Below are 23,119 nucleotides of genomic sequence, written 5' to 3'. Positions count from 1 at the left end.
GTCCATGTCACCAGCCCAGCCCAACATCGCCTCCCATGGCGGTGAGAACACTGCATTCATCGTCCTGATCAGCTGCGTGGCCACCCTGGGTGGATTCCTGTTCGGCTTCGACAGTGGTGTCATCAATGGCACGGTCGATGGCCTGCGCCAGGCCTTCAACTCCAGTGAGGCGGCGCTCGGTTTCGAAGTCGCCTCGATGCTGCTGGGCTGCGCGATCGGCGCGTTCCTGGCGGGTTGGCTGGGTGATCGCCTGGGCCGTCGTGGCGTGCTGATCGTGTCGGCGCTGCTGTTCCTGGTCTCGGCGCTGGGCGCCGGCGCCGCCCATGCCTCCTGGCTGTTCATTGCCGCACGCGTGCTTGGCGGCTTCGCGGTGGGCGCGGCCAGTGTGATGTCGCCGGCCTACATTGCCGAGGTGGCCTCGGCGCGCTATCGCGGGCGCTTGGCCACGGTGCAGCAGATGGCGATCATCTGCGGCCTGTTTGCGGCCTTCCTCAGCAATTACCTGCTGGCCCGTGCCGCTGGGGCGTCGACCGAGCCGCTATGGCTGGGCCATGAGGCCTGGCGCTGGATGTTCTGGATGCAGGCGTTGCCGTCCGGGCTGTTCCTGCTGTTGTTGCTGGTGATTCCGGAAAGCCCGCGCTTCCTGGTCCTGAAGGGGCGCCAGCAGCAGGCGAGGGCAGTACTGTCGCGGCTGTACGGCGAGGCCGCAGCGGCGGCCAAGCAGGCCGAGATCGAAGCCAGCCTGGCCCAGGACCAGCACAAGCCGCGCTTCAGTGACCTGCGCGACACGGTCAGCGGCAAGCTGCGGCCGATCCTCTGGGTGGGCATCGGCCTGGCCATGTTCCAGCAGCTGGTCGGCATCAACGTGGTGTTCTACTACGGCGCAGTGCTGTGGCAGGCGGTCGGCTTTTCGGAAAGCGACGCGCTGCTGATCAACGTGCTGTCCGGCGCGCTGAGCATCGGTGCCTGCCTGCTGACGGTGCTGCTGATTGACCGCATCGGGCGCAAGCCGCTGCTGTGGATCGGCTCGGTCGGCATGTCGGTGGCGCTGGTGCTGATGGTGGTCGCGTTCGCCAGTGGCAGCCTGGCCGACGGTCGACTGCAGTTGTCCGACGGCATGGGCCGGCTGGCACTGGTCGCGGCCAACGTCTACGTGGTGTTCTTCAACATGTCCTGGGGCCCGGTGATGTGGGTGATGCTGGGCGAGATGTTCCCCAACCAGATCCGCGGCCCGGCATTGGCCGTTGCCGGTGCGGCGCAGTGGACGTCGAATTTCGCGATCACCGTGACCTTCCCGATGCTGCTGGCCGGCATCGGCCTGGCTGGCGCCTACGGCATCTACGCCGTCGTAGCGATCCTCTCGGTCTTCTTCGTGGTCCGCTACGTAGGCGAGACCAAGGGCAAGGAGCTGGAGCAGATGGAAGGCTGACGCAGCCCGGCTTCGGTTGCATTCCGTTGGCGCCTCAGTGGCATCGAGGGCGAAGGCGGGGCAGCCCAATCCGGAACACGCCGTAAACCCTTCCATGGGGGCTCGATGGCGCCTTGCTCGCGTGCGCTGTCCTGCGCACACGGCAAGACCGGGGTTGGGCTCCTGCCCAACCCGTCGGGCGCATGCGCCCAACCCATGGCGCCAACGGTCCCGGCTTGAGCTGCCCCGCCTTCGCGTCAGGCATTGCGGTTCCGGCGGATTTTCCGAAGCGCGTCGTCTGGGTGGTTGCGACCGCCGCCGCGGGAAACTGTCAGGAGGGGGCGGGTCACCCTTGACTGGACCGTTGGCGCCATGGATGGCGCCATCGAGCACCATGGATGGGCTTTTGCGTGTCCAGGCAAGGGTGACCGGCCCCCTCCCGCGCAGGGACAGGCAGGCGCCAAAGCGACCAAGCCGATCGATGCCATTGCAAACCCCGGAAAACAGAAAAGCCCGCACAGGGCGGGCTTTTTCGGTTCCTGCTGCGGCGACTGGCGCTCCCTAGGGGACTCGAACCCCTGTTTTAGCCTTGAGAGGGCCACGTCCTAACCACTAGACGAAGGGAGCGTAACTGTGTCGCTGCCGAGGCAGGAGCGCTAGTATATGCACCTCGATGCCATTGGGCAATCCCGAAACTTCAACCGGAAGCGCCAACATCATTTCCCCTGCTACATCACCGTTCAGCCTGCGCGTCATCCCGCGCGACCAGCACACGATCTCCCGCAAGGACATCAGCCCGAACGCCCTGCGCGTGCTTTATCGCCTGCGCGATGCCGGCTTCGGCGCCTACCTTGTCGGCGGCGCGGTGCGCGACCTGCTGGTCAATGGCCAACCCAAGGATTTCGACGTGGCCACCGATGCCACGCCCGAACAGGTCAAGCAGCTGTTCCGCAACTGCCGCCTGATCGGCCGCCGGTTCCGCCTCGCCCACGTCGTGTTCGGCCGCGAGATCATCGAAGTCGCCACCTTCCGCGCCAACAGCGATGACGGCAGTGGCGACCGCGAGATGGAAAACGGCATGCTCGTGCGCGACAACGTGTACGGCACCATCGAAGACGACGCCATCCGCCGCGATTTCACCTGCAACGCCCTGTACTACGCCATCGAGGACTTCTCGGTACGTGACTACACCGGCGGCTTCGAAGACGTGCAGGCGCGCCTGATGAAGCTCATCGGCGACCCGGTGCAGCGCTACCAGGAAGATCCGGTGCGCATGCTGCGTGCGGTGCGCCTGGCGGCCAAGCTCGGCTTCCAGATCGAAGAGGGCACCGCCGCGCCTATCCCGCACCTGGCGGGCCTGCTCAACGAAGCCGCGCCGGCACGCCTGTTCGAGGAAGTGCTCAAGCTGTTCCTGTCCGGGCACGGCGTGGCCAGCTTCGAAGGCCTGGAGCGCTACGGCCTGCTCGACGTGCTGTTCCCGGAGAGCGCCAAGGCACTGAAGTCCAACCGCACCGGCGCGCTGCGCCGCATGCTGGTCGAGGGCCTGGCCAACACCGATGCGCGCGTGGCCAACGACGAGCCGGTCTCGCCGGCGTTCCTGTTCGCGCTGCTGCTGTGGCCGGCGTTCTGCCGCGCCCAGGCGACCCTGCTCAAGCAGGGCGTGGCACCGGAGGAGGCACAGCGTCGTGCTGCCGACCGGGTGACCGTGCAGCAGCTGAGCACCATCGCATTGCCGCGCCGCTTCTCGCTGCCGATGCAGGAGATCTGGCTGCTGCAGTCGCGCTTCGGCTCGCGCCAGCGCAAACGCGTGTTCCGTACGCTCACCCACCCGCGTTTCCGGGCCGCGTTTGACTTCCTCAGCCTGCGCCAGGTGGCCTCGGCCGAGCACGCCGCCGATGTCGAGTTCTGGCGCGAAGCACAGGCGCAGTCCGGCCGCGAACTGGAATCGTCGCTGGACGTGATGCACAGCGAAGAGGGTGATGACGAGAGCGGGGCACCGCGCAAGCGCCGCCGTCGCCGCCGTCGTCCGGGCGCCCCGGCCGGTGCGGCTGGCGAGTAAACGATGACCCTTGCCTGGATCGGCCTCGGCGCCAACCTTGGCGACGCGGCCGCCACCGTCGGCGCGGCGATTGCCGCGCTCGACGGGCTGCCCGGTACCCACCTGCGCCAGGCCTCGAGGCTGTACGCCACGCCGGCCTGGGGCAATGAGGACCAGCCGCCGTTCGTCAACGCGGTGGCTGCGGTCGACACCACGTTGCCGGCCGACACGCTGCTGCAGGCAATGCTGGCGCTGGAGCAGCGCTTTGGTCGCGTACGCGATCCGGCGGTGCACTGGGGCCCGCGCGCGCTGGACCTGGACCTGCTGCTGTATGGCGCGCAGGTGCTCGACCAGCCCGGTCTGCAGGTGCCGCATCCCTACATGCACGAGCGTGCCTTCGTCCTGGTGCCGCTGGCCGAAATCGCGCCGGATCTGGCCATTCCCGGCCATGGTCGCGTGCAGGATGCAGTGATGCGGGTGGATGCCTGCGGGATCGCGCCGATAGGGTGATAATGCCCGGGTTATCTCCCCCGGTTATCAGCACATGAGCACCCACGCAGACAGCAAGCCCTGGACCGTTCCCGCCCTGGCCGAGGCCAAGCGCAATGGCCAGAAGCTGGTCATGTTGACCGCCTACGACGCCGGCTTTGCCCGCACTTTCGACGCCAATGGCGTTGACCTGATCCTGATCGGCGATTCGCTGGGCATGGTCGTGCAGGGGCATGACTCCACCTTGCCGGTGACCGTGGCCGACATGGTCTACCACACCCGCGCCGTAGCCCGTGTGCTGCAGCGTGCGCTGCTGGTGGCCGACCTGCCGTTCGGCGCCGATGCCACTCCGGAGCGCGCGCTGGATGCTTCGCTGCAGCTGCTGCAGGCCGGTGCCGAGATGGTCAAGATCGAAGGTGCCGGCTTCAAGGTCGACATCATCCGTTACCTGGTCGAGCGCGAGATTCCGGTCTGCGCACATCTGGGCCTGACCCCGCAGTCGGTGCTGCGCCTGGGCGGCTTCAAGATCCAGGGCCGTGGCGATGCCGCGCGCCAACTGGTGGAAGATGCCAGGGCCGTGGCCGCTGCCGGCGCCAGCATCATGGTGCTCGAATGCGTGCCGACCCCGGTTGCCGCCGAAGTGACCGCTGCGGTGGAAGTGCCGACCATCGGCATCGGTGCCGGCCCGCAGTGCGATGGCCAGGTGCTGGTGCTGCACGATTTCCTTGGCCTGGACAGTGGCCATCGCCGTCCCAAGTTCGTCAAGGATTTCCTTGCAGAAGGCGGTTCGGTGGCCGGTGCCACCCGCGCCTATGCCGACGCCGTGCGCGACGGCAGCTTCCCCGACGAACAGCACGCCTACGCCCAATGATCCAGACCTTCAACGAGCTCGGCGCACTGCGCGAGCAGATCGCCCAGTGGAAGCGCGAGGGTCTGCGCGTGGCGCTGGTGCCGACCATGGGCAACCTGCACGGTGGCCACCATTCGCTGGTGACCCTGGCCCGCCAGTATGCCGACAAGGTGGTGGCGAGCATCTTCGTCAACCCGACCCAGTTCGGGCCGAATGAAGACTTCAGCCGCTACCCGCGTACGCCCGAGGCCGACGTGGCCGGGCTGGAGCAGGCCGGTTGCGAAGCGGTGTGGCTGCCCAGCGTCGAGGCGATGTATCCGCTGGGCGTGGACAAGACCACGCGCATGCACGCGCCGGGTGTCAGTGAAGTGCTGGAAGGCGCCAGCCGACCGGGTCACTTCGATGGCGTCTGCACGGTGGTGGCGCGCCTGTTCCTGCAGGTGCAGCCTGACGTGGCCGTGTTCGGCCGCAAGGACTACCAGCAGCTGGCGGTGATCCGGCAGATGGTGGCTGAGCTGTCGTTCCCGATCCAGATCGTCGGTGCTGACATCGTGCGCGACGAGGATGGCCTGGCCAAGAGTTCGCGCAACCAGTACCTGAGCGCCGAACAGCGCCCGGTCGCGACCACCATTCACCGCACCCTGCTGGGCATGCGCGAAGGCTACGTGGCCGGGCAGGCACGTGATCGCATCGAGGCCGACGCCACGGCGGCATTGCAGGCGGCCGGTTTCCAGGTCGACTATGCGGTGCTGCGCACCCCGGAGCTGGCCGAGCCGACCTTCGATGGCGGTGGCCGCGTAGCGCTGATCGCCGCACGCTTGGGCACCACCCGCCTGATCGACAACCTGGAGTTCTGAGCCGCATGCGGCTCCGGGGCGCCCGCAACCGGCGCCTCTCCACATCCCAGGGACGGGAGACGGGAAATGAAGACCCCCAGCACTGATACCGGCCGTCTTTTCCAGGCCTCGATCCTGGCGGTGCTGGCGGCTGGCATGCTGCCGGCCCAGCTGTTTGGCGGCCTGTTGTTCGCGCTCGAATTCAGGCGTACGCCGATGCCTGCGCTCACGGGTGGTGGGCTGATGTTCGTGCTGGCCGCCTGCAATGCCATCGCGGTGTTGCTGCCGATGGCGCTGCTCCTGCAGTCTCAGCAGCGCCTGCGCCGGGCGGGATTCGTGCTGGTCGGCTTCGCACTGGGCGCGCTGGCCATGGCCACCTGCACCTGGCCGGGCGCGGACAATGGTCCGCTGCTGCAGCGCCTGCGCTATGTCGACACCTTCGACGTGATCAGCTACGCCTTGCAGGTGCTGGCTGCGGGCGGCTTCGGGCTGGTCGCCGGGCTGGCCTTCCATACGGTGTTCCGGCTATCCCTGGAGGGCAGTTCCGGGCATGTCGCGGCGTCACCGCCGGGGGAGGGCGCCTGAACGGCCTTCAGCGTCCTGCTGCAGCCCGCTGACGACGGCCAAGCGGGTGCTAGAATCCGCTCTTTCCTTTGCCGTTGCAGCGCCCCCATGCACCTGTCCCTGCTCAAGACCAAGATCCACCGCGCCACCGTCACCCATTCCGAGCTGAACTACGAAGGCTCGATCGCCATCGATGACAACCTGCTGGCTGCCACCGGCATCCGCGAGTTCGAGCAGGTGCACATCTGGGACGTGACCAACGGTGCGCGCTTCTCGACCTATGCGATCCGCGCCGAAGCCGGCAGCGGCGTTGTCTCGCTCAACGGTGGCGCCGCGCGCCACGTGCAGGTCGGTGACATCATCATCATCGCCGCGTTCGCCAGCATGACCGAGCAGGAAGCGGACAGCTTCAAGCCGAAGCTGGTGTACGTTGATGGCAAGAACCAGATCACCCACACCAACGACACGATCCCGACCCAGGCCGCATGACAACGAACAACGGATTCGACTCGCTGCACTCCCACGCCCAGCGCCTGAAGGGCGCAAGCATTCCCAGCCTGCTCGCCGCCGAACCCGGCCGCGTGCAGGATCTGGCACTGCGGGTCGGTCCGTTGTACGTCAACTTCGCGCGGCAGAAATACGATGCCGCGGCGCTGCAGGCGTTGCTGGCGCTGGCTGCCGAGCGTGATGTCGGTGGCGCCATCACCCGCCTGTTTCGTGGCGAGCAGGTCAACCTGACCGAAGGCCGCGCCGCGCTGCATACCGCGCTGCGTGGCGACGTGGTCGACGCGCCGGTGGCGGCCGAGGCCTATGCCACCGCGCGCGACATCCGCCAGCGCATGGGCGTGCTGGTGCGCACGTTGGAAGACAGTGGCGTGACCGATGTGGTCAGTGTCGGCATCGGTGGTTCCGACCTTGGCCCGCGCCTGGTCGCCGACGCGCTGCGCCCGGTCACCGGTGCGCGTCTGCGCGTGCATTTCGTCTCGAACGTGGACGGCGCGGCCATGCAGCGTACGCTGGCCACGCTGGATCCGGCGAAGACCGCCGGAATCCTGATCTCCAAGACTTTCGGCACGCAGGAAACCCTGCTCAACGGCCAGATCCTGCACGACTGGCTGGGGGGCAGCGAGCGCCTGTATGCGGTCAGCGCCAACCCGGAACGCGCCGCCAAGGCCTTCGCGATCGCCGCCGATCGCGTGCTGCCGATGTGGGACTGGGTGGGGGGCCGTTATTCGCTGTGGTCGGCCGTTGGTTTCCCGATCGCGCTGGCGATCGGTTTCGAGCGCTTTGAACAGCTGCTGGACGGTGCCGCGCAGATGGATGCGCATGCGCTGGATGCACCGCTGGAGCGCAACCTGCCGGTGCTGCACGGCCTGACCGACATCTGGAACCGCAACCTGCTGGGCCACGCCACGCACGCGGTGATGACCTACGACCAGCGCCTGGCGCTGCTGCCGGCCTACCTGCAGCAGCTGGTGATGGAAAGCCTGGGCAAGCGCGTGCAGCGTGACGGCCAGCCGGTCACCACCGATACCGTGCCGGTATGGTGGGGCGGCGCGGGCACCGATGTGCAGCACAGCTTCTTCCAGGCACTGCACCAGGGCACCAGCATCGTTCCGGCCGACTTCATCGGCTGCGTGCACAACGATGATCCCTACACGATCAATCATCAGGCCCTGCTGGCCAATCTGCTGGCGCAGACCGAAGCACTGGCCAATGGCCAGAGCAGCGACGACCCGCACCGTGATTATCCGGGCGGCCGCCCGAGCACGCTGATCCTGCTTGACGCGCTGACCCCGCAGGCGCTGGGCGCACTGATCGCCATGTACGAACACGCCGTGTACGTGCAGTCGGTGATCTGGAACATCAATGCCTTCGACCAGTTCGGTGTCGAGCTTGGCAAGCAGCTGGCCAGTGGCCTGCTGCCGGCGCTGCAGGGTGAGGATGTGGCGATTGCCGATCCGATGACCCGCGAGATCCTGGCGCAGCTGAAGGGCTGACCCGGCCTGCGGATGTGCCGGCGCCGGCCGGCCATCCCATGCCTCTCCGGCTGCCTTCGATCCGGTCGCGCATGAATGGCTGCGCGGCCACTCATTCCATGTCACTTCCGTACTGCACATGCAGCGTGTTCGTGCGTCCTGCCGCAGCGCAGCTTGACGGCACTTCACACGCGGAGGCAGTGTGCACGGGCGGCTGTACCTGTCATCCAGTATCGCTCGCAGCATGATGTTGATGCCAGGGACTGGCCGTATCCGAAGGGACGTGGAATCGATCCATGTCCTCAACGCCTCATGTTGTGAATGACAGGAGATTGCGAATGGATCTGAATGACGATGTTGTGTCCGGCTGGCTCAATGGCTCGGATGATGTGGATGGGTGCGCCAACCCTGCGGGTTCGCTGTTCATCTATGGCGCTGCGGCTACCGAGTCCGCACTCACGTCGGCCTCCGACACCCTGATCACCGGTGGTGGCACCGAGTGCACCACCACGATGTCCGTGGTCAATCACTGCCTGTGTTGCTGATGTAACCCGAGCCGGCACGCAGCGCCTTGCGGCTGCGTGCCGGCAACTGGAACAGACTTCCCGATACCTTGCAGGGGGCGTAATGACCGCTTCTCCGGCTGCGGCCGCGTTTGCGCGCATCACCGAACATTTCCTTGCCCAGGCGCGCGCTGCGCTGGTTGCTGGCCTGCATGATCCCGCCATCGCTCTGCAGCCTGGCGAGCGCGATCTGCTGCATGCACGCGGCGATGCGGCACTGCGTGAACATGCCCAGCTCAAGCTCAACCGCGTGCTGCTGCTGGAACTGCACGCCGCTGCGCGCAGCGGTGACATCGGCCCGCTTGACAGCGCTGGGGTGCTCGACGAATTCGTTGCCCTGGCCACCAACGAGGGCTTCCGCACGCATCTGCAGCGACGCTACCCGGTGCTGCTGCCGCGCCTGACGCGCATGCTCGAAGGGCAATGTGCGGCGGTGGTGGAGCTCGCTGTTCGCATCGGCAGTGATCGTGCGGCGCTGGCGGAACTGCTGGGTGCGCCGGCGGGCACGCTGCATGCCGTTGCATTGGGACGGGGTGACCTGCATGGTGGCGGCCGGACCGTGGCACGGCTGCAGTTCGACGGCGGCGTGCTGATGTACAAGCCGCGCTCGCTGCGCATCGATGCGGCGCTCGATGGCCTGCTCGCTGCAGTCTTTGGCGAGGGCCGGGATCGGGTGCGTGTACCGCGTGTAGTTGATCGTGGCAGCCATGGCTGGGCCGCGTTTGCCACGCACCGTCATTGCGCCGATGACGAAGAACTGCGTGCCTACTACCGCGGTCTTGGGCATTGGCTGGCAATTCTGCGCCTGGTTGGTGGTACCGACATCCATCTGGAGAACCTGATCGCTGTCGGGCCAGTGCCCGTCGTGATCGATGCAGAAAGTGTGTTCTCGCAGGTGATCGACGTCGAGCCGTCGGGCCTGGGCGACGCCTACGATACGGCCATCAAGTTGATGCGCAATTCCGTTCTGCGCACCGGCATTGTGCCGTTCCGCACCACCGGCCTCGGCATGGAAGGTGTGGACCTGTCGGCCGCCGGCGCATTGCCGGGCGAGCAGCCGCGGGTACAGGTGCCGGTGATTGTCGAGGACGGGACGGGGCCGGCCCGGCTGGGCATGGTCGAGGCTGAAGTCGCCATCGCACAGAACCACCCCAGTCCACAGCCGGACGTTTCGTTGTACTGGGACCACATCAGCGAGGGCTTCATCGACGCCAGTGGGCGCCTGCGCGCGCTCGATGCGAAGGGCGAACTGATGCCACTCCTGGCGGCCTTCGAAGGCTGCCAGGTGCGAGATGTGCGGCGGCCTACAATGGCCTACGCCGAGCTCGGGCGGATGCTCTGGCATCCAGCCTCGCTGCACAAGGAAGCCCAGGCGGTTGAACGCGCGATCGATCTGCTGGTGCGCAATGCAGCGGTGTCACCGGCTGCGCCATCGGACCTGGAAACCGTACGTGGAGAAGTGGACGACCTGCTCCACGGTGACATTCCGATCTTCACTTCGCAGCTGGACGCAGCCCGCATCCGCTCCATCGCCGACAACTGGCGTGCGATGCGCATCGACCTCGAAGACGTGACCATCCGCAGCACGTTGGTGGCCACCGATCTGAACCAGCACGCGCTGGCCCGCGCCGAGGCTCGGTCCGGCTACAGCTATGCCGCGCAGCAGCCTCGCGCGGACGATCTGGACCTGCGCCGACGAACGCTTGCGGCACGCGCGGTGGAGAATCTTCTGCGTCTGGCCGTGCACGGTGAAGATGGTTCGATGACGTGGATCACGCCCGAGGTGACCCGCACAGGATGGACCGTCCAGCCGGTGCAGCCCGACCTGTATTTCGGGCTGGGGGGCATTGCGTTCGCGCTGGCGGCCTACCGCCGGGAAGTAGAGCAGGGACGTGCCGATCCGGTGGCTGGGCTGGATCCGGCCATTGAAGGCGCCATTGCCGTGTTCCAGACCATGTGCGAGCGCCATCCCGCCGGGATCGATGGTGGCTTCGTCGGCACAGGCTCGCAGATCTGGACCCTGCTGGCATTGCATGATCTGCTGCAGCGCCCCGCACTGCTTGCGCTGGCCGAGCGCTGTGCGGAAGGAGTGGAGCGTCGTGGTTTCCAGGGGCCGGTGAAATTCGAACTGATTGATGGCGTGTCCGGCATGATCCTGCCGCTGCTGGCGCTGGCCGAGGCCACCGGCAGAACGCGCTGGCTGGAGTTGGCGGCTGCGGCCGGGCGCCGCATGCAGGAAGCGGCGATCGTCGATGCCGACGGCGCACGCTGGCCGACGCCACAGTTCCGCGAGCCGATCGGTGGCTTTGGCCACGGCGCGATGGGCATGGGCTGGGCGTTGGCACGGCTGGCGCGTTCGGATGCCGGCAGCGTGCCTGAGCGCGCGGCCTGGCGGCAGTTGGCCGAAGGAGCGTTTGCGTTCCAGGCGGCACTGTTCGAACCGCATACCGGGCACTGGCGCGACATCCACCTGCAGGATGGGCAGAAGAACTTCCCGACCTGGTGCCATGGCAGTGTTGGCATCGGTCTGGCGGCGGCGGATCTGTATGCCCGCACCGGCGATCCCGCGCAGTTGCGTGACATGCGGCGGGCTGTGGCCGACGCGCGCGGCAAATGGGGGTTCAGCCACACCCTGTGCCACGGCGATGTGTCCACCCGGGAGCTGCTGGTGCTGGCGGCTGCGCTGGATCCGGAGGGATGTCCCTATCCGCAGGATGAGGCCGCCATCGAGATCGTTTCTTCGATCGAGGAGCACCAGGGCATGGTCGGCGGACTGACCCGCGCGGCCTTTACTCCGGGCCTGATGATCGGCCTGGCAGGTGCGATCTATGGCTTCCTGCGCATGCATCCAGCCTGCGTGCTGCCGTCGCCGTTGCTGCAGGAGACGTCAGCGGCGCGGGTCGATGCCCCGGCATCGCGTTCCAGTGCCGCGCAGGACCGACCGGCACTGGCGGAGGTCTGAGCCGGACCGGTCCGGTCGCGATCAGCGGCTGGGATCGCGTTCCGGGCTTGGCCGCTTTGCCAGCTTGCGCTGCAGCGAACGCCGGTGCATGCCGAGCAGGCGCGCTGCCGCGGACACGTTACCGCCGGTCTCGTGCATCGCCTGCTGGATGTGTTCCCACTGCAGGCGGCTGATCGGCGTCATCGCGTCCGGCACTTCCATTTCGCCATCGTCGGCCGGGCCGTCGTCTTCCTCGCCGAGGGCGCGCAGGATCATCGGCACCGTGGCCGGCTTCGGCAGGTAGTCGTCGGCGCCGAGCTTGATCGCCTCCACGGCGGTGGCGATGCTGGCGTAGCCGGTCACCAGCAGGATCCGCATGTCCGCGCGCAGTGCGCGCAGCGGCTGGATCAGGGCCAGGCCGGAATCGCTGCCCAGCTTCAGGTCGATCAGCGCGAACGCCGGCGGGTGCTGGCGGGCCAGCGCCAGTGCACTGGCGGCGTCCTGCGCGGTCTGCGTTTCCAGCCCCTTGCGGGCCAGGCTGCGCTGCAGGGTACGCAGGTACAGCTCGTCGTCGTCGACCAGCAGGCCCAGGGTGGAGTGGTGAAGGCTCATGGGGTGTCCTCGCGTGGGGCCAGCGGCAGGCGGAAGCCGACGCGGCTGCCGGCCCCCTGGGCCGGGCGCATCCACATCTCGCCGTCGAGGCGTTCGATGGTGGCATGGGACAGGGCCAGGCCGACACCCATGCCCTCGCTTTTGCTGCTGCCGAACAGCTTGCCCGGCAGCACCGCGGCACGTGCGTCGAAGCCGTGGCCGTAATCGCGGACTTCGCCGATCAGGTCGTCACCTTCGATACGCAGGTCCAGGTCCACGCGTGGCCGGCCGGCCTGTTCGCCGGCATCGGCGGCATTGTTGAGCAGGACCATCAGCAGATGGCCCACGCCCGGGTCCAGTGGCAGCCGCAGCGGCGCATCGTCGTTGCGGTGCAGGTCGATGGTCGGCCGCACCAGGCGCCACTGTTCCAGTACCTGCTGGGCACTGGAGTGGCTGCGCCCCGGCGCATCGGCCGAGGCTGGCGCGGCCAGCGCCAGCACGCGCTCGCGGCACTGCACCAGCAGCTCGCGCAGGGTTTCCATGTCTTCGCGTACTTCGGGCTCTTCGCTGCGCTCGGCGACGTCATCGGCGAGCAGGGTCATGGTCGCCAGCGGCGTGTTCAGTTCATGTGCCACCGAGGCGGCATGGGTGGCCAGGGCGACGATGCCCTCGTTGCGGGCGAAGCGTTCGCGCAGGGCCGACAGTTCCAGTTCGCGCTGGCGCAGCGCCAGCGCCAGGCGGGTGGAGAAGGTCAGCACGACCGCCGCGGAAATCAGGAAATTGGCGACCACGCCCCAGCGGTTGAGGTCTTGCGCGCGGAAATAGCCATCCGGCAGCGACTGGCCGAAGATGCCGCTGGCGGCATAGCCGAGCAGGCAGGCCAGCGCGACCGCCAGCGCCCAGCGCAGGGGCAGGGCGAACGCGGCCAGTGCGATCAGGATCAGGAACAGTGAACTGAACGGATTGGCCATGCCGCCACTCCAGCCCACCATCCAGGTCAGGATGATCACGTCCACCAGGATGTGGCCGAATGCGGTCAGTGGCGCGGTGTCGGCCGCCTCCGGGCGCAGCTGGGTATAGATGTTGAACAGGGTCAGCACGGCCACGCCCGCCCACAACGGCAGCTGCGGCAACGGCAGGCCCAGCACCCAGGTGGCAACCAGGATGGTGGCGGCCTGGCCGCCTACGGCAAGCCAGCGCAGGCTGCACAGGGTTCGGAGAAACGGGGCGTCGGGACCGGTCATTCACGCTCATCGTATGCGTTCAGGCGTGACCGCGCCTGCGACAATCGGCCGCAGCTGTGCCGCCGGCTGAATGCGAGTCACCCGGAATGCGGGGGCGGGCGGTAGAATGCGCCCATGCACGACGCCGTCACCCGCCCGACTCCCCCCTCCGATGCCACCTCCTGGCCCCGCCGCCAGACCCATGCCGTGCAGATCGGCGGGGTCACCGTAGGTGGAGGCAAGCCGGTCGTGGTGCAGTCGATGACCAACACCGACACCTCCGACGTGGCCTCCAGCGTCAAGCAGGTGGCCGAGTTGTGGCGTGCGGGTTCGGAAATGGTGCGTTTGACCGTCAACACCGTTGAAGCCGCTGCGGCGATCCCGCGCATCGTCGACAAGCTGGCGATGATGGGCATCGACGTGCCGCTGATCGGTGACTTCCACTACAACGGCCACCAGCTGCTGACCGCCGAGCCGGCGTGTGCCGAAGCGCTGGCCAAGTACCGCATCAACCCGGGCAACGTCGGCTTCGGCAAGAAGAAGGACCTGCAGTTCGCCCAGTTGATCGAGTTCGCGATCCGCTACAACAAGCCGGTGCGCATCGGCGCCAACTGGGGCTCGCTGGACCAGGCCCTGGCGGCGAAGCTGATGGACGAGAACAACCATCGCGAACAGCCCTGGGATGCCGGCCGCGTGCTGCGCGAGGCGCTGATCCGCTCGGCGCTGGATTCGGCCGAGCAGGCGGTGGAGCTCGGTCTGCCGCGCGACCGCATCGTGCTGTCGGCCAAGGTCAGTGGCGTGCAGGAGCTGATCGCGGTGTACCGCGACCTGGCCCAGCGCTCGGACTTCGCCCTGCACCTGGGCCTGACCGAGGCCGGTATCGGCAGCAAGGGCATCGTCGCCTCGTCCGCGGCGCTGAGCGTGCTGCTGCAGGAAGGCATCGGTGACACCATCCGCATCTCGCTGACCCCGGAACCGGGCCAGTCGCGTACGCAGGAAGTGATCGTCGCCCAGGAACTGCTGCAGACCACCGGCCAGCGTGCCTTCACGCCGCTTGTCACGGCCTGCCCGGGCTGCGGCCGCACCACCTCCGAGTTCTTCCAGGAGCTGGCCAAGGTGGTGCAGAACCACGTGCGCGAGAAGATGCCGCTGTGGAAGATCCACCACCCGGGTGCAGAGAACATGACCCTGGCGGTGATGGGCTGCATCGTCAACGGACCGGGTGAGTCGCGTCATGCCAACATCGGCATCTCGTTGCCGGGCACGGGTGAAACGCCTGCAGCGCCGGTGTTCGTCGATGGCGAGAAGAAGGTGACCCTGCGTGGCGACAACATCGCCCAGGAGTTCGTCGCCCTGATCGACGATTACGTCGAACACAAGTATGTCCGAAGCGCCGGATAAGCCTGCGATCCTCGCTGCACCGGAGTCCGCCTCCGGCTTCCGCCACTGGATGGCGCGCAATGCCTGGCGCCTGGTCCTGCTGTTCGGTGGCGTGCTGCTGCCGCTGGCCGGCTTCGTCGCACTGGCCGACGAGGTGCACGAGTTTGAATCGTTCCATTTCGACGCGCCGCTGCTGTGGCAGATGCATGGCCTGCATTCGCCGCTGCTGGACCGCTTCTTCGTGCTCATTTCCAGGCTGGGCTACGAATGGTTCCTGATCCCGGCCGACGTGCTGATCATCGGCGTACTGCTGGGCTACCGGCGTTGGCGCGAGGCCACCTTCGTGGCGGTCAGCTTCGTCGGCTCGGCGCTGCTGAACATGGGCAGCAAGCACTTCTTCCAGCGCCAGCGCCCCAGCCTGTGGGAATCGATCGCGCCGGAATCGACGTTCAGCTTCCCCAGCGGCCACGCGATGGGTTCGATGACCCTGGCGGTGACCCTGGTACTGCTGGCCTGGAACACCCGCTGGCGCTGGCCGGTGCTGCTGCTGGCACCGGCATTCAGCCTGCTGGTCAGCGTGTCCCGGGTCTACCTGGGGGTGCATTACCCCTCCGATATCCTGGCCGGATGGTGTGCCGCGCTGGTTTGGGTGGTAGGGTGCTATCTGGTCATGTTCAGTCGCCGGCACCCATGGCGACGTCACGGCTCGCCGCCAGCGAAGGCCAGCGAAGCATCATCACAGGGGGATTGACGTGGATGGCCCTTGAGGGACGTCTACGTGATAGATCAGTTGTTTCGTTGCAGCAGGTTCTGCAAGACAGGGGGCAAGCACAACGCGCCGTACTGTGATGCGCAAGGCAGATCGCTGCCGCCGCATTCCAGACGCGCTTGCAGGGTATCGGCACCCTGCCTAGCTTGACCTGCAATGGCCGCATTCGAAGAGGTACGTGAATGACGATTCGAGTCTACCTGGTGGATGACCACGCGCTGGTCCGCACCGGGATGAAGATGATTCTGTCGGGGGAAACCGACATCGAGGTGGTGGGCGAAGCCGAGACCGGCGAAGACGCGCTGCGTGAAGTCCGCCAGCTGCTGCCGGATGTGGTGCTGTGTGACCTGCACCTGCCGGGTGTGAGCGGGATGGAAGTGACCGAGCGCATCGTGCGCAGCCACCGCAATACCCGCGTGGTGATCGTGTCGGTGCTGGAAGATGGCCCGCTGCCGAAGCGGCTGCTCGAAGCCGGTGCTGCCGGCTACATCGGCAAGGGCTGTGATGCGCAGGAGCTGTTGCGCGCGGTGCGTGACGTGGCCGGTGGCCGTCGCTACCTGGGCACCAGCATCGCGCAGAACCTGGCGCTGTCGACGGTGGAAGGCAACGGTTCGCCGTTCGACAGCCTGTCGCCGCGCGAGCTGGAAGTGGCGTTGCTGCTGACCCAGGGCCTGCGCCAGGAAGACATCGCGCGGCGGCTGAGCCTGAGTGCGAAGACGGTGAACACGCACAAGGCGCGGTTGTTCGAGAAGATGGGGATCCACGACAACATCGCGTTGGCGCGGATGGCCAGCCAGTACGGGCTGGTGGATCCGGCACGGCCGCTGTAAGGGATTCGGCCAACGGCGAAGCCCCTCGCGGTGTGCGGCAGGATTCGTGGGGTTGGCCCTGCGGAGCGATTGCGCAGGGGACGCCGTGAATCCATCCCTGGAGGCTCGGGCGCGCCATCCATGGCGCTTACGCCCCTGCGCAATCCCTCCGCAGGGCCACGGACAGTTTCCGTGCGCCGCCACCGCGGAATGAAGAAGGAAGAGCAGGAGCGGGTCGCGCGCTTTGCGCGCTCGTTGCCCGGGGGCGGATCACTTTCCCGGTGGGAAAGGCTCTGACCCCTGATGATGCCGGAGCCGAGCATGGGCTCGGCTCTACACCTTTGTCGGGCTCAGTGGCCGCGCACGCGCTGGATGATCTTGGCGGCGTCGGCGGCGCTGGCGCGCACCTTGTCCCATTCGCCATTGGCGATCCAGTTGCCCGGCACCATCCACGAACCGCCGATGCAGACCACGTTCTTCTGCTCGAGGTATTCGGCGGCGGTGTTTTCGGTGATGCCGCCGGTCGGGCACAGCTTCAGGTCCGCCACCGGCCCGGCCAGTCCCTTGATCATCGCCAGCCCGCCCACGGCCGTGGCCGGGAACAGCTTGCACACGCGGAAGCCACGCGCATACAGCGACAGCAGTTCGGTTGGCGTCGCCGCACCCGGCACCACCGGCAACGGAGCAGCGGCCAGTGCGTCGGCCAGTACCGGCGGCGTACCCGGGGTCACCAGGAAGTCCGCGCCCGCATCGATCGACTGCTGCATCTGCTCCACGGTCAGCACCGTACCGGCACCCACCACCACATCCGGCAGCTCACGCTTGAGCATTGCCAGCGCTTCCATCGCCACCGGCGTACGCAGCGTCAGCTCGATCGCCGGCAAACCACCTTCCAGCAGCGCCGCACTGACCGCCCGTGCCTGGTCCAGCGTATGAATCGTCACCACCGGCAGGATGCCCGCTGCATGCAACAGCTCCGCCGCCTTAACCTGATGTTGTTCGATACCCATGCTTTTGCCCTTGCCTTTGCTCTTCTTGATTCAGTGGCCGCAGCGCAAATGACGCGCCGGGAATTGTCCAAGGGCAGTAGAGTGCCCTGGCCGGGACCGTGAGCGGCATGGATGCCGCGACCGAGCCCCCATGGATGGGTTTACGGCGTGTCCCGGCCAAGGCGCTCTACTGCCCAAGCCGGGAAGCCTGCCGCGGCTTTTCGCTTCAGGCGTCCTTCGCCTCATGCGGCGCCGCCGCCGCCGCGGCATCGTGCCCCAGCTCGTATTCCGCGTCGTACTCCCACGGCCCGCCATCGGCCGCCGCCGGCCCGCACGAAATCGAAATCGCACCCTGGTCGGCCGGACCCACCACGCGGCGGTTGATCGCGAACAGATTGCGGCCCAGGTCATGCGCGGCCGGCGCAGTGTTCGGCGCCAGCGGGCGTGCGGCCCATTCGGCTGCATCCACCAGCACTTCCAGCGTGCCGGCCTCACCATCCAGGCGGATCATGTCGCCCTCGCGGACCTTGGCCAGCGGACCGCCACGCGCGGCTTCCGGCGTCACGTGGATCGCTGCCGGAATCTTGCCCGATGCGCCGGACAGGCGGCCGTCGGTGACCAGCGCCACGCGCCGGCCCTGGTTCTGCAACAGGCCCAGCAGCGGCGCCAGCGAATGCAGTTCCGGCATGCCGTTCGCTCGCGGGCCCTGGTAACGCACCACCGCCACGAAATGCTCGGGCAGCAGGCCGCCGGCATGCAGCTTGTTCAACACCTGAGGCGCATCGACCACCACCGCCGGTGCTTCGATCGTGCGGTACTGCGGCTTCACCGCCGACAGCTTGATCAGCGACTTGCCCAGGTTGCCGCGCAGCAGGCGCAGGCCGCCCTGGTGCTCGAACGGATTGTCGACGCCACGCACCACTTCGTCATCGGCGCTGCGTTCCAGGCCCGGCAGATAGACCAGTTGGCCGTCGCGCAGTTGCGGTTCGCGTGCGTAGTCGGCCATGCCGCCACGGGCCACGCTGACCAGGTCGCCGTGCATCAGGCCCGCCTTGATCAGCTCGCCGAACACGAAGGCCGGGCCGCCAGCGGCCGCGAAACGGTTCACGTCGGCGTCGCCGTTCGGATAGACGCGGGCCAGCAGCGGGATCAGCTGCGACAGTTCGTCGAAGTCGTCCCAGGTCAGCACGATGCCGGCCGCACGCGCCACCGCGATCCAGTGGATGGTGTGGTTGGTCGAACCGCCGGTGGCCATCAGCGCGATGACCGCGTTGATGATCGCGCGCTCGTCGATGATCCGGCCCAGCGGACGGAAGTCGTCACCGAGCGCGGTGATGTCCAGTGCACGTTCGGTCGCTTCGCGGGTCAGTGCATCGCGCAGCGGCGTGCCCGGATTGACGAACGACGCGCCCGGCAGCTGCACGCCCATCGCTTCCAGCAGTACCTGGTTGGAATTGGCGGTGCCGTAGAAGGTGCAGGTGCCGGCGCCGTGGTACGAGGCGGACTCGGCTTCCAGCAGTTCTTCGCGGGTAGCTTCGCCGGCAGCGTAGCGCTCGCGCACTTCGGCCTTCTGCTTGTTGGGGATGCCCGGGGTCATCGGGCCGGCCGGCACGAACACCGCCGGCAGATGGCCGAAGGCCAGTGCACCGATCAGCAGGCCCGGCACGATCTTGTCGCACACACCGAGGTAGACGGTGGTATCGAACATGTCATGGCTGAGGCCGATCGCCGTGGCCTGCGCAATGACATCGCGCGAGAACAGCGACAGTTCCATGCCACCACGGCCCTGGGTGACGCCGTCGCACATTGCCGGCACGCCGCCGGCCACCTGTGCGGTAGCACCGAGCTCGCGGGCGATGTCGCGGATCTGTTCCGGATAGGTCTCGAACGGCTGATGCGCCGACAGCATGTCGTTGTAGGCGGTGATGATGCCGAGGTTCGGCGTCACCCCGCCGCGCAGGCGGCTCTTGTCGGTGCCGCCGCAGGCGGCGAACCCGTGGGCGAGGTTGCCGCAGCTCAGGCGGCTGCGGAACGGGCCCTCGCGCAGGGAGGCGTCGATCGCGGCCAGGTAGGCGGCACGCGAGGCGGCGCTGCGGCGGATGACACGCTCAGTGATGGCTTGCAGTTGCGGATGGAGGCTCATTGGCTACCGGCGTTCGTGGTGGCGAGAGGCAAGCGGCGGCACGGCGCCGCCGCCGACATCAATCAGCCCAGTGGACGCGCAGGCGCGCGCCATCCAGGTTGATCGCGTTGAGGATCGGGTACTGCTGGGCGTCGTTGCTGTCCAGTGCCTGGCGCAGCACCTGCAGCTTCTGCTTGCCGCGCAGCAGCAGCAGGCGCTGGCGGCACTGGCGCAGGCCGTGCGGGGTCAGCGTGATGCGCAGCGGCCACTGGTTCGCGCCCGGGCAGCCGGTGGCATCCAGTGCCGCGTAGGGCAGCGTGCTTTCCAGTGCACGGGCCAGGTCCCTGGAGCCCGGGAACAGCGAGGCGGTGTGGCCATCGTTGCCCATGCCCAGTGCCACCAGGCTCGGCGGCTGGCTGTGCTGGGCCTGCAGGTTGGCGGTGTAGACGCATTCCGGCAGCGGCTTGCCGATCCGTACCAGCGGATCGAAATGCGCACCTTCGGCGCGCTTGAGCAGGTTCTCGCGCACCAGCCAGGCATTGCTGTCGCGATCCTGCGGCGACAGCCAGCGCTCGTCGGCCAGGCTCACTTCCACCCGGTCCCAGTGCACGTCCAGTTCGGCCAGCGCCTGGTAGACCGGCGCCGGCGTGGTGCCGCCAGACAACAGGATGCGGGCGCGGCCCACTTCGTTGATGTCGTGGTTGAGGGTCTGCGCCATCTCGGCGGCCACCGCCTCGATCCAGCCATCGGCATCGCCGTGGTTGATGAACTCGATGCGGTCGTCGTGGAAGGTGGGGCTCATGCGGCAACTCCAGGTGCGTCACGTTCGGCGTCGGCAGCATAGGCGGCAGCGCCCAGCAAGCCGGCATGGGGATGCATCACGGCCAACGAGGGAACCCGCGCCATGATCGAAGAGAACCGCCCCTTGTGTTCGAAGCGTTGGCGGAAACCGGAGTGCTGCAGTGAATCGAGCATCTTCGGGGTCAGGCCGCCGGTCAGGAACACGCCGTCCCAGGCACCCTGGGTCAGCACCAGGTCACCGGCAATGGCGCCGAACACCGCGCAGAACACGTCCACGGTGCGCATCGCCTGCGGATCACCGTGCAGGGCGCGGGCGGTCACGTCCACCGGCTGCAGCTGGCCCGGGTCGATACCGGCCATCTCGCACACTGCGCGATGGATGTTGACCAGGCCGGGGCCGCAGATCAGGCGCTCGTTGGAGACGCGACCGAACTGTTCGGACAGGATTTCCAGGATGCGGATCTCCTCCGGGGTTCCCGGCGGGAAGCTGACATGGCCGCCTTCGGTTTCCAGCGGATAGCAGCGGCCGTGGCGCAGGATCAGGCCACCGACACCCAGGCCGGTACCCGGCCCGATCACCGCGTAGTTGCGCGGCTGGCCGGGCTTGCCCGGGACCCAGGCAGCACCGCCGACCTGGACCACGTCGTCGGGCTGCAGCAGTGAAATCGCCATTGCCTGCGCGGCGAAGTCGTTGATCAGGTGGAGCTCATTGAAACCGAGCATCGCTGCGGTACGACTGCGCGAGATCACCCACGGATGGTTGGTGATGCGGGCTTCGTCACCATCAACGCGACCGGCAACCGCGAACACGCCGCGGCTTGCAGTGGCACCGATCTGTTCCAGATGGTGGCGTGCGGCATCACCCAGCGAGGGAAACTCCGCCACCGCGTACTCGCGGATGCTGTCCTTCTGCAGCGGTGCGTCCTGTGAGGTGTCGGCCAGGGCGAAGCGGGCATTGGTGCCACCGATGTCGGCGACCAGCACCGGCTGCGAGCTGGCACTCATGCCGACGCTCCGCTGTCCGGCGCGTCCACGCCCTGCGGCAGGAACTCGCCGGCATTGCTCGGCCCCCATTGGCCGGCGGGGTAGGGCTCCAGCGGCAGCTTGGCGTCCTTCCAGGCGTCGGCGACGCTGTCGATCCAGGCCCACGCTGCACGCACTTCGTCGTCGCGCACGAACAGCGTGTGATTGCCGTTGAAGGCATCCAGGAACAGGCGTTCGTACGCGATGCGGCGGTGCAGGCCGGTCGGCACCGACAGTTCCAGTTCCAGTGGATGCAGTTCCAGCGCGCCCCATTCCGGGCCGGCCAGGCTGCTCATCAGGCCCAGTTCGATGTTTTCCTGCGGCTGCAGCTGGAACACCAGGCGGTTCGGCGCGGCTTGCGCACGCTGTGGGCGCTCGAACAGCCAGTGGGTGACCGGCTTCAGCGTGACCACCACGCGGGTGGTGCGCTCGGGCAGGCGCTTGCCGGTGACCAGGTGGAACGGCACGCCGCTCCAGCGCCAGTTGTCGATATGCGCAGTGACACCGGCGAAGGTTTCCACGTCGCTGCCTTCCGGCGGCTGGTAGGCCTGGGCCGGCTGGCCGTTGATGGTGCCGGCGGTGTAGCGGCCGCGGATGCTGTCACGCGCGGCGTGCTTGGCATCAAGCGGACGCAGGGCGCGCAGCACCTTGACCTTCTCGTCGCGGATGCGGTCGGCTTCCAGTGAGGCCGGCGGTTCCATCGCCACCATGCACAGCAGCTGCAGGATGTGGCTCTGCACCATGTCGCGCAGCGCGCCGGAGCGCGCGTAGTAGGCGTCGCGGCCATCCACGCCTTCGCTCTCGGCCACCAGGATGTGCACCGATTCGATGTAGTTGCGGTTCCACACTGCTTCCAGCAGCGTGTTGCCGAAGCGCAGCGCGATCAGGTTCTGCACCGCGGCCTTGCCCAGGTAATGGTCGAGACGGAACACGCGGTCCTCGTCGATCCACTGGCCGATGGTGCTGATGATTTCCTCGGCGCTCTCGCTGTCGCTGCCGATCGGCTTCTCCAGCATCAGGCGTGCCGGTGCGGCGAGCGCACCGCCCTTGGCCAGGCCTTCGCAGGTGGAGATGTACAGGCCCGGCGGGATGGCCAGGTAGCTGACGCACTTGCGGTGCACCAGGTCGGAGACCGCGGCGGCGACCGAGTCGACGTCGCGCAGGTCCACCGAACGGTAGTCGATGCGGCGCAGCAGGGCGCTGATGTCGTCCTGCGTGGCCATCGGCATGGCCTGCTGCAGGCGCGGCCGCAGGATGTCATGGAAGGCTTCGGTGTCATGCCCGGACAGGGCCAGCGCACGGATGCGGAAGTCCTCCGGCAGCAGGCCGTCGCCAAGCAGGCGAAGCAGCGAAGGGAACAGGTAGCGCTGGGCCAGATCACCTGTGGCACCGAACAGGAAGAGGGTGTCGTGCATCGCTCGAGTTTCAGATCCGGGTGACATCGTTGTCAATCGCTTCATGGCTGGGTTCGGGGGACATCCGCGCAACTGCCTGTCCGAGGTTCGTCCGGGGCGTTCTCCGGGGCACCGGAAGACCGTTCCATTCGAAACCACTACCTCGGCGGAACCTTCGTTCAACCGCCGACGCAGATCGGTGCGCACCGATCATCGGATAGTGCCACGTGAAAACGTTTACATGGCAGAATGGGCAACTGTATTCGATTGCAGTGCTCGCCGTCATGCGGCAGGCGCGCAATCATCACTGCCATCGGGAGGGCCGAGGCAGTCCCAAAAGACAGCCCGGC

At 67.3% G+C, this 23,119-nt stretch carries 20 protein-coding genes and 1 tRNA gene; 13 read left to right on the top strand and 8 right to left on the bottom strand.

Going from position 1 to position 23,119, the window contains the following annotated elements:
- Positions 1 to 4: 4 nt before the first annotated feature.
- Complete coding sequence (locus AC13GF_RS20690) at positions 5 to 1,429, top strand: sugar porter family MFS transporter (protein WP_483005827.1); 1,425 nt, start codon at positions 5 to 7, stop codon at positions 1,427 to 1,429.
- 531 nt (positions 1,430 to 1,960) lie between these two features.
- Here AC13GF_RS20690 and AC13GF_RS20685 read toward each other — a convergent pair.
- Positions 1,961 to 2,035: transfer RNA gene (locus tag AC13GF_RS20685), tRNA-Glu, on the bottom strand.
- A 52-nt stretch (positions 2,036 to 2,087) separates the two neighbouring features.
- Between AC13GF_RS20685 and pcnB the strand changes: the two genes are divergently transcribed.
- From pcnB to AC13GF_RS20640, 9 genes are all read left to right on the top strand, one after another.
- Complete coding sequence (pcnB, locus tag AC13GF_RS20680) at positions 2,088 to 3,467, top strand: polynucleotide adenylyltransferase PcnB (RefSeq protein ID WP_483005831.1); 1,380 nt, start codon at positions 2,088 to 2,090, stop codon at positions 3,465 to 3,467.
- A gap of 3 nt (positions 3,468 to 3,470) precedes the next feature.
- Positions 3,471 to 3,956, top strand: coding sequence for a 2-amino-4-hydroxy-6-hydroxymethyldihydropteridine diphosphokinase (gene folK / locus AC13GF_RS20675; RefSeq protein ID WP_483005826.1), 486 nt, complete (start codon positions 3,471 to 3,473; stop codon positions 3,954 to 3,956).
- 34 nt (positions 3,957 to 3,990) lie between these two features.
- Positions 3,991 to 4,806 carry a 3-methyl-2-oxobutanoate hydroxymethyltransferase gene (gene panB / locus AC13GF_RS20670; protein ID WP_033833063.1) on the top strand — a complete coding sequence of 272 codons (816 nt, stop codon included), beginning with the start codon at positions 3,991 to 3,993 and terminating at the stop codon, positions 4,804 to 4,806.
- A complete protein-coding gene (gene panC, locus AC13GF_RS20665; RefSeq protein WP_483005825.1) occupies positions 4,803 to 5,642 on the top strand; it encodes a pantoate--beta-alanine ligase in 840 nt (279 codons plus the stop codon). The genes panB and panC overlap by 4 nt, the downstream gene beginning before the upstream one ends.
- A 66-nt stretch (positions 5,643 to 5,708) precedes the next feature.
- On the top strand, positions 5,709 to 6,206 hold the full coding sequence (locus tag AC13GF_RS20660; RefSeq protein WP_483005824.1) for a hypothetical protein: 498 nt from the start codon (positions 5,709 to 5,711) through the stop codon (positions 6,204 to 6,206).
- An 87-nt stretch (positions 6,207 to 6,293) separates the two neighbouring features.
- Positions 6,294 to 6,674 carry an aspartate 1-decarboxylase gene (panD, locus tag AC13GF_RS20655; protein WP_005409061.1) on the top strand — a complete coding sequence of 127 codons (381 nt, stop codon included), beginning with the start codon at positions 6,294 to 6,296 and terminating at the stop codon, positions 6,672 to 6,674.
- Positions 6,671 to 8,185, top strand: a complete 1,515-nt coding sequence (gene pgi / locus AC13GF_RS20650; protein ID WP_483005823.1) for a glucose-6-phosphate isomerase — start codon at positions 6,671 to 6,673, stop codon at positions 8,183 to 8,185. Before panD ends, pgi begins: the two co-directional genes overlap by 4 nt.
- Before the next feature lie 317 nt (positions 8,186 to 8,502).
- A complete protein-coding gene (locus AC13GF_RS20645) occupies positions 8,503 to 8,709 on the top strand; it encodes a DUF6229 family protein (RefSeq protein WP_049423517.1) in 207 nt (68 codons plus the stop codon).
- Between the two features lie 82 nt (positions 8,710 to 8,791).
- Entirely contained in the window at positions 8,792 to 11,689 is a 2,898-nt protein-coding gene (locus tag AC13GF_RS20640) for a type 2 lanthipeptide synthetase LanM family protein (RefSeq protein WP_483005822.1), read from the top strand.
- Between the two features lie 21 nt (positions 11,690 to 11,710).
- On the opposite strand, the gene AC13GF_RS20635 is transcribed toward AC13GF_RS20640, so the two are convergent.
- Positions 11,711 to 12,280: a response regulator transcription factor gene (locus AC13GF_RS20635; protein WP_012510702.1), complete on the bottom strand. Its 570-nt coding sequence runs from the start codon at positions 12,278 to 12,280 to the stop codon at positions 11,711 to 11,713.
- Positions 12,277 to 13,503 carry an ATP-binding protein gene (locus tag AC13GF_RS20630; protein ID WP_094000016.1) on the bottom strand — a complete coding sequence of 409 codons (1,227 nt, stop codon included), beginning with the start codon at positions 13,501 to 13,503 and terminating at the stop codon, positions 12,277 to 12,279. Before AC13GF_RS20630 ends, AC13GF_RS20635 begins: the two co-directional genes overlap by 4 nt.
- Before the next feature lie 114 nt (positions 13,504 to 13,617).
- On the opposite strand from AC13GF_RS20630, the gene ispG reads away from it, so the two are divergent.
- The 3 genes from ispG (at position 13,618) to AC13GF_RS20615 (ending at position 16,461) form a co-directional block, all read left to right on the top strand.
- Positions 13,618 to 14,883 (top strand): flavodoxin-dependent (E)-4-hydroxy-3-methylbut-2-enyl-diphosphate synthase, encoded by a 1,266-nt coding sequence (gene ispG / locus AC13GF_RS20625; RefSeq protein ID WP_088025645.1) that lies wholly within the window; start codon positions 13,618 to 13,620, stop codon positions 14,881 to 14,883.
- Complete coding sequence (locus tag AC13GF_RS20620; protein ID WP_032128858.1) at positions 14,864 to 15,613, top strand: phosphatase PAP2 family protein; 750 nt, start codon at positions 14,864 to 14,866, stop codon at positions 15,611 to 15,613. Before ispG ends, AC13GF_RS20620 begins: the two co-directional genes overlap by 20 nt.
- Before the next feature lie 200 nt (positions 15,614 to 15,813).
- Positions 15,814 to 16,461, top strand: coding sequence for a response regulator (locus tag AC13GF_RS20615; protein WP_004153112.1), 648 nt, complete (start codon positions 15,814 to 15,816; stop codon positions 16,459 to 16,461).
- A gap of 329 nt (positions 16,462 to 16,790) precedes the next feature.
- On the opposite strand, the gene eda is transcribed toward AC13GF_RS20615, so the two are convergent.
- The 5 genes from eda to zwf all read right to left on the bottom strand — a co-directional run bounded on the left by eda (position 16,791) and on the right by zwf (position 22,790).
- The gene (gene eda / locus AC13GF_RS20610; RefSeq protein WP_483005821.1) at positions 16,791 to 17,450 is read right to left on the bottom strand and encodes a bifunctional 4-hydroxy-2-oxoglutarate aldolase/2-dehydro-3-deoxy-phosphogluconate aldolase; all 660 of its coding nucleotides are present in this window, start codon (positions 17,448 to 17,450) and stop codon (positions 16,791 to 16,793) included.
- Between the two features lie 205 nt (positions 17,451 to 17,655).
- Positions 17,656 to 19,572 (bottom strand): phosphogluconate dehydratase, encoded by a 1,917-nt coding sequence (gene edd, locus AC13GF_RS20605; RefSeq protein WP_483005820.1) that lies wholly within the window; start codon positions 19,570 to 19,572, stop codon positions 17,656 to 17,658.
- Positions 19,573 to 19,630: 58 nt separating this feature from the next.
- The gene (gene pgl / locus AC13GF_RS20600; RefSeq protein ID WP_483005819.1) at positions 19,631 to 20,353 is read right to left on the bottom strand and encodes a 6-phosphogluconolactonase; all 723 of its coding nucleotides are present in this window, start codon (positions 20,351 to 20,353) and stop codon (positions 19,631 to 19,633) included.
- A complete protein-coding gene (gene glk / locus AC13GF_RS20595) occupies positions 20,350 to 21,357 on the bottom strand; it encodes a glucokinase (protein ID WP_049400948.1) in 1,008 nt (335 codons plus the stop codon). Before glk ends, pgl begins: the two co-directional genes overlap by 4 nt.
- A complete protein-coding gene (gene zwf / locus AC13GF_RS20590; RefSeq protein WP_010484333.1) occupies positions 21,354 to 22,790 on the bottom strand; it encodes a glucose-6-phosphate dehydrogenase in 1,437 nt (478 codons plus the stop codon). Before zwf ends, glk begins: the two co-directional genes overlap by 4 nt.
- Positions 22,791 to 23,119 lie beyond the last annotated feature (329 nt).

The organism is Stenotrophomonas sp. 22LJNL06-5-1 (assembly GCF_056861455.1).
The sequence above is the reverse complement of the archived record's forward strand: the minus strand, read 5'-3'. Positions and strand labels throughout refer to the sequence as shown.

What these genes read in the sequence shown, in the direction of transcription:
- AC13GF_RS20690 (WP_483005827.1), top strand. Translation starts at nt 5, where the DNA reads ATGTCACCAGCCCAGCCCAACATCGCCTCCCATGGCGGTGAGAACACT.
- folK (WP_483005826.1), top strand. Translation starts at nt 3,471, where the DNA reads ATGACCCTTGCCTGGATCGGCCTCGGCGCCAACCTTGGCGACGCGGCC.
- panB (WP_033833063.1), top strand. Translation starts at nt 3,991, where the DNA reads ATGAGCACCCACGCAGACAGCAAGCCCTGGACCGTTCCCGCCCTGGCC.
- panC (WP_483005825.1), top strand. Translation starts at nt 4,803, where the DNA reads ATGATCCAGACCTTCAACGAGCTCGGCGCACTGCGCGAGCAGATCGCC.
- AC13GF_RS20660 (WP_483005824.1), top strand. Translation starts at nt 5,709, where the DNA reads ATGAAGACCCCCAGCACTGATACCGGCCGTCTTTTCCAGGCCTCGATC.
- panD (WP_005409061.1), top strand. Translation starts at nt 6,294, where the DNA reads ATGCACCTGTCCCTGCTCAAGACCAAGATCCACCGCGCCACCGTCACC.
- pgi (WP_483005823.1), top strand. Translation starts at nt 6,671, where the DNA reads ATGACAACGAACAACGGATTCGACTCGCTGCACTCCCACGCCCAGCGC.
- AC13GF_RS20645 (WP_049423517.1), top strand. Translation starts at nt 8,503, where the DNA reads ATGGATCTGAATGACGATGTTGTGTCCGGCTGGCTCAATGGCTCGGAT.
- AC13GF_RS20640 (WP_483005822.1), top strand. Translation starts at nt 8,792, where the DNA reads ATGACCGCTTCTCCGGCTGCGGCCGCGTTTGCGCGCATCACCGAACAT.
- AC13GF_RS20635 (WP_012510702.1), bottom strand. Translation starts at nt 12,280, where the DNA reads ATGAGCCTTCACCACTCCACCCTGGGCCTGCTGGTCGACGACGACGAG.
- AC13GF_RS20630 (WP_094000016.1), bottom strand. Translation starts at nt 13,503, where the DNA reads ATGACCGGTCCCGACGCCCCGTTTCTCCGAACCCTGTGCAGCCTGCGC.
- ispG (WP_088025645.1), top strand. Translation starts at nt 13,618, where the DNA reads ATGCACGACGCCGTCACCCGCCCGACTCCCCCCTCCGATGCCACCTCC.
- AC13GF_RS20620 (WP_032128858.1), top strand. Translation starts at nt 14,864, where the DNA reads ATGTCCGAAGCGCCGGATAAGCCTGCGATCCTCGCTGCACCGGAGTCC.
- AC13GF_RS20615 (WP_004153112.1), top strand. Translation starts at nt 15,814, where the DNA reads ATGACGATTCGAGTCTACCTGGTGGATGACCACGCGCTGGTCCGCACC.
- eda (WP_483005821.1), bottom strand. Translation starts at nt 17,450, where the DNA reads ATGGGTATCGAACAACATCAGGTTAAGGCGGCGGAGCTGTTGCATGCA.
- edd (WP_483005820.1), bottom strand. Translation starts at nt 19,572, where the DNA reads ATGAGCCTCCATCCGCAACTGCAAGCCATCACTGAGCGTGTCATCCGC.
- pgl (WP_483005819.1), bottom strand. Translation starts at nt 20,353, where the DNA reads ATGAGCCCCACCTTCCACGACGACCGCATCGAGTTCATCAACCACGGC.
- glk (WP_049400948.1), bottom strand. Translation starts at nt 21,357, where the DNA reads ATGAGTGCCAGCTCGCAGCCGGTGCTGGTCGCCGACATCGGTGGCACC.
- zwf (WP_010484333.1), bottom strand. Translation starts at nt 22,790, where the DNA reads ATGCACGACACCCTCTTCCTGTTCGGTGCCACAGGTGATCTGGCCCAG.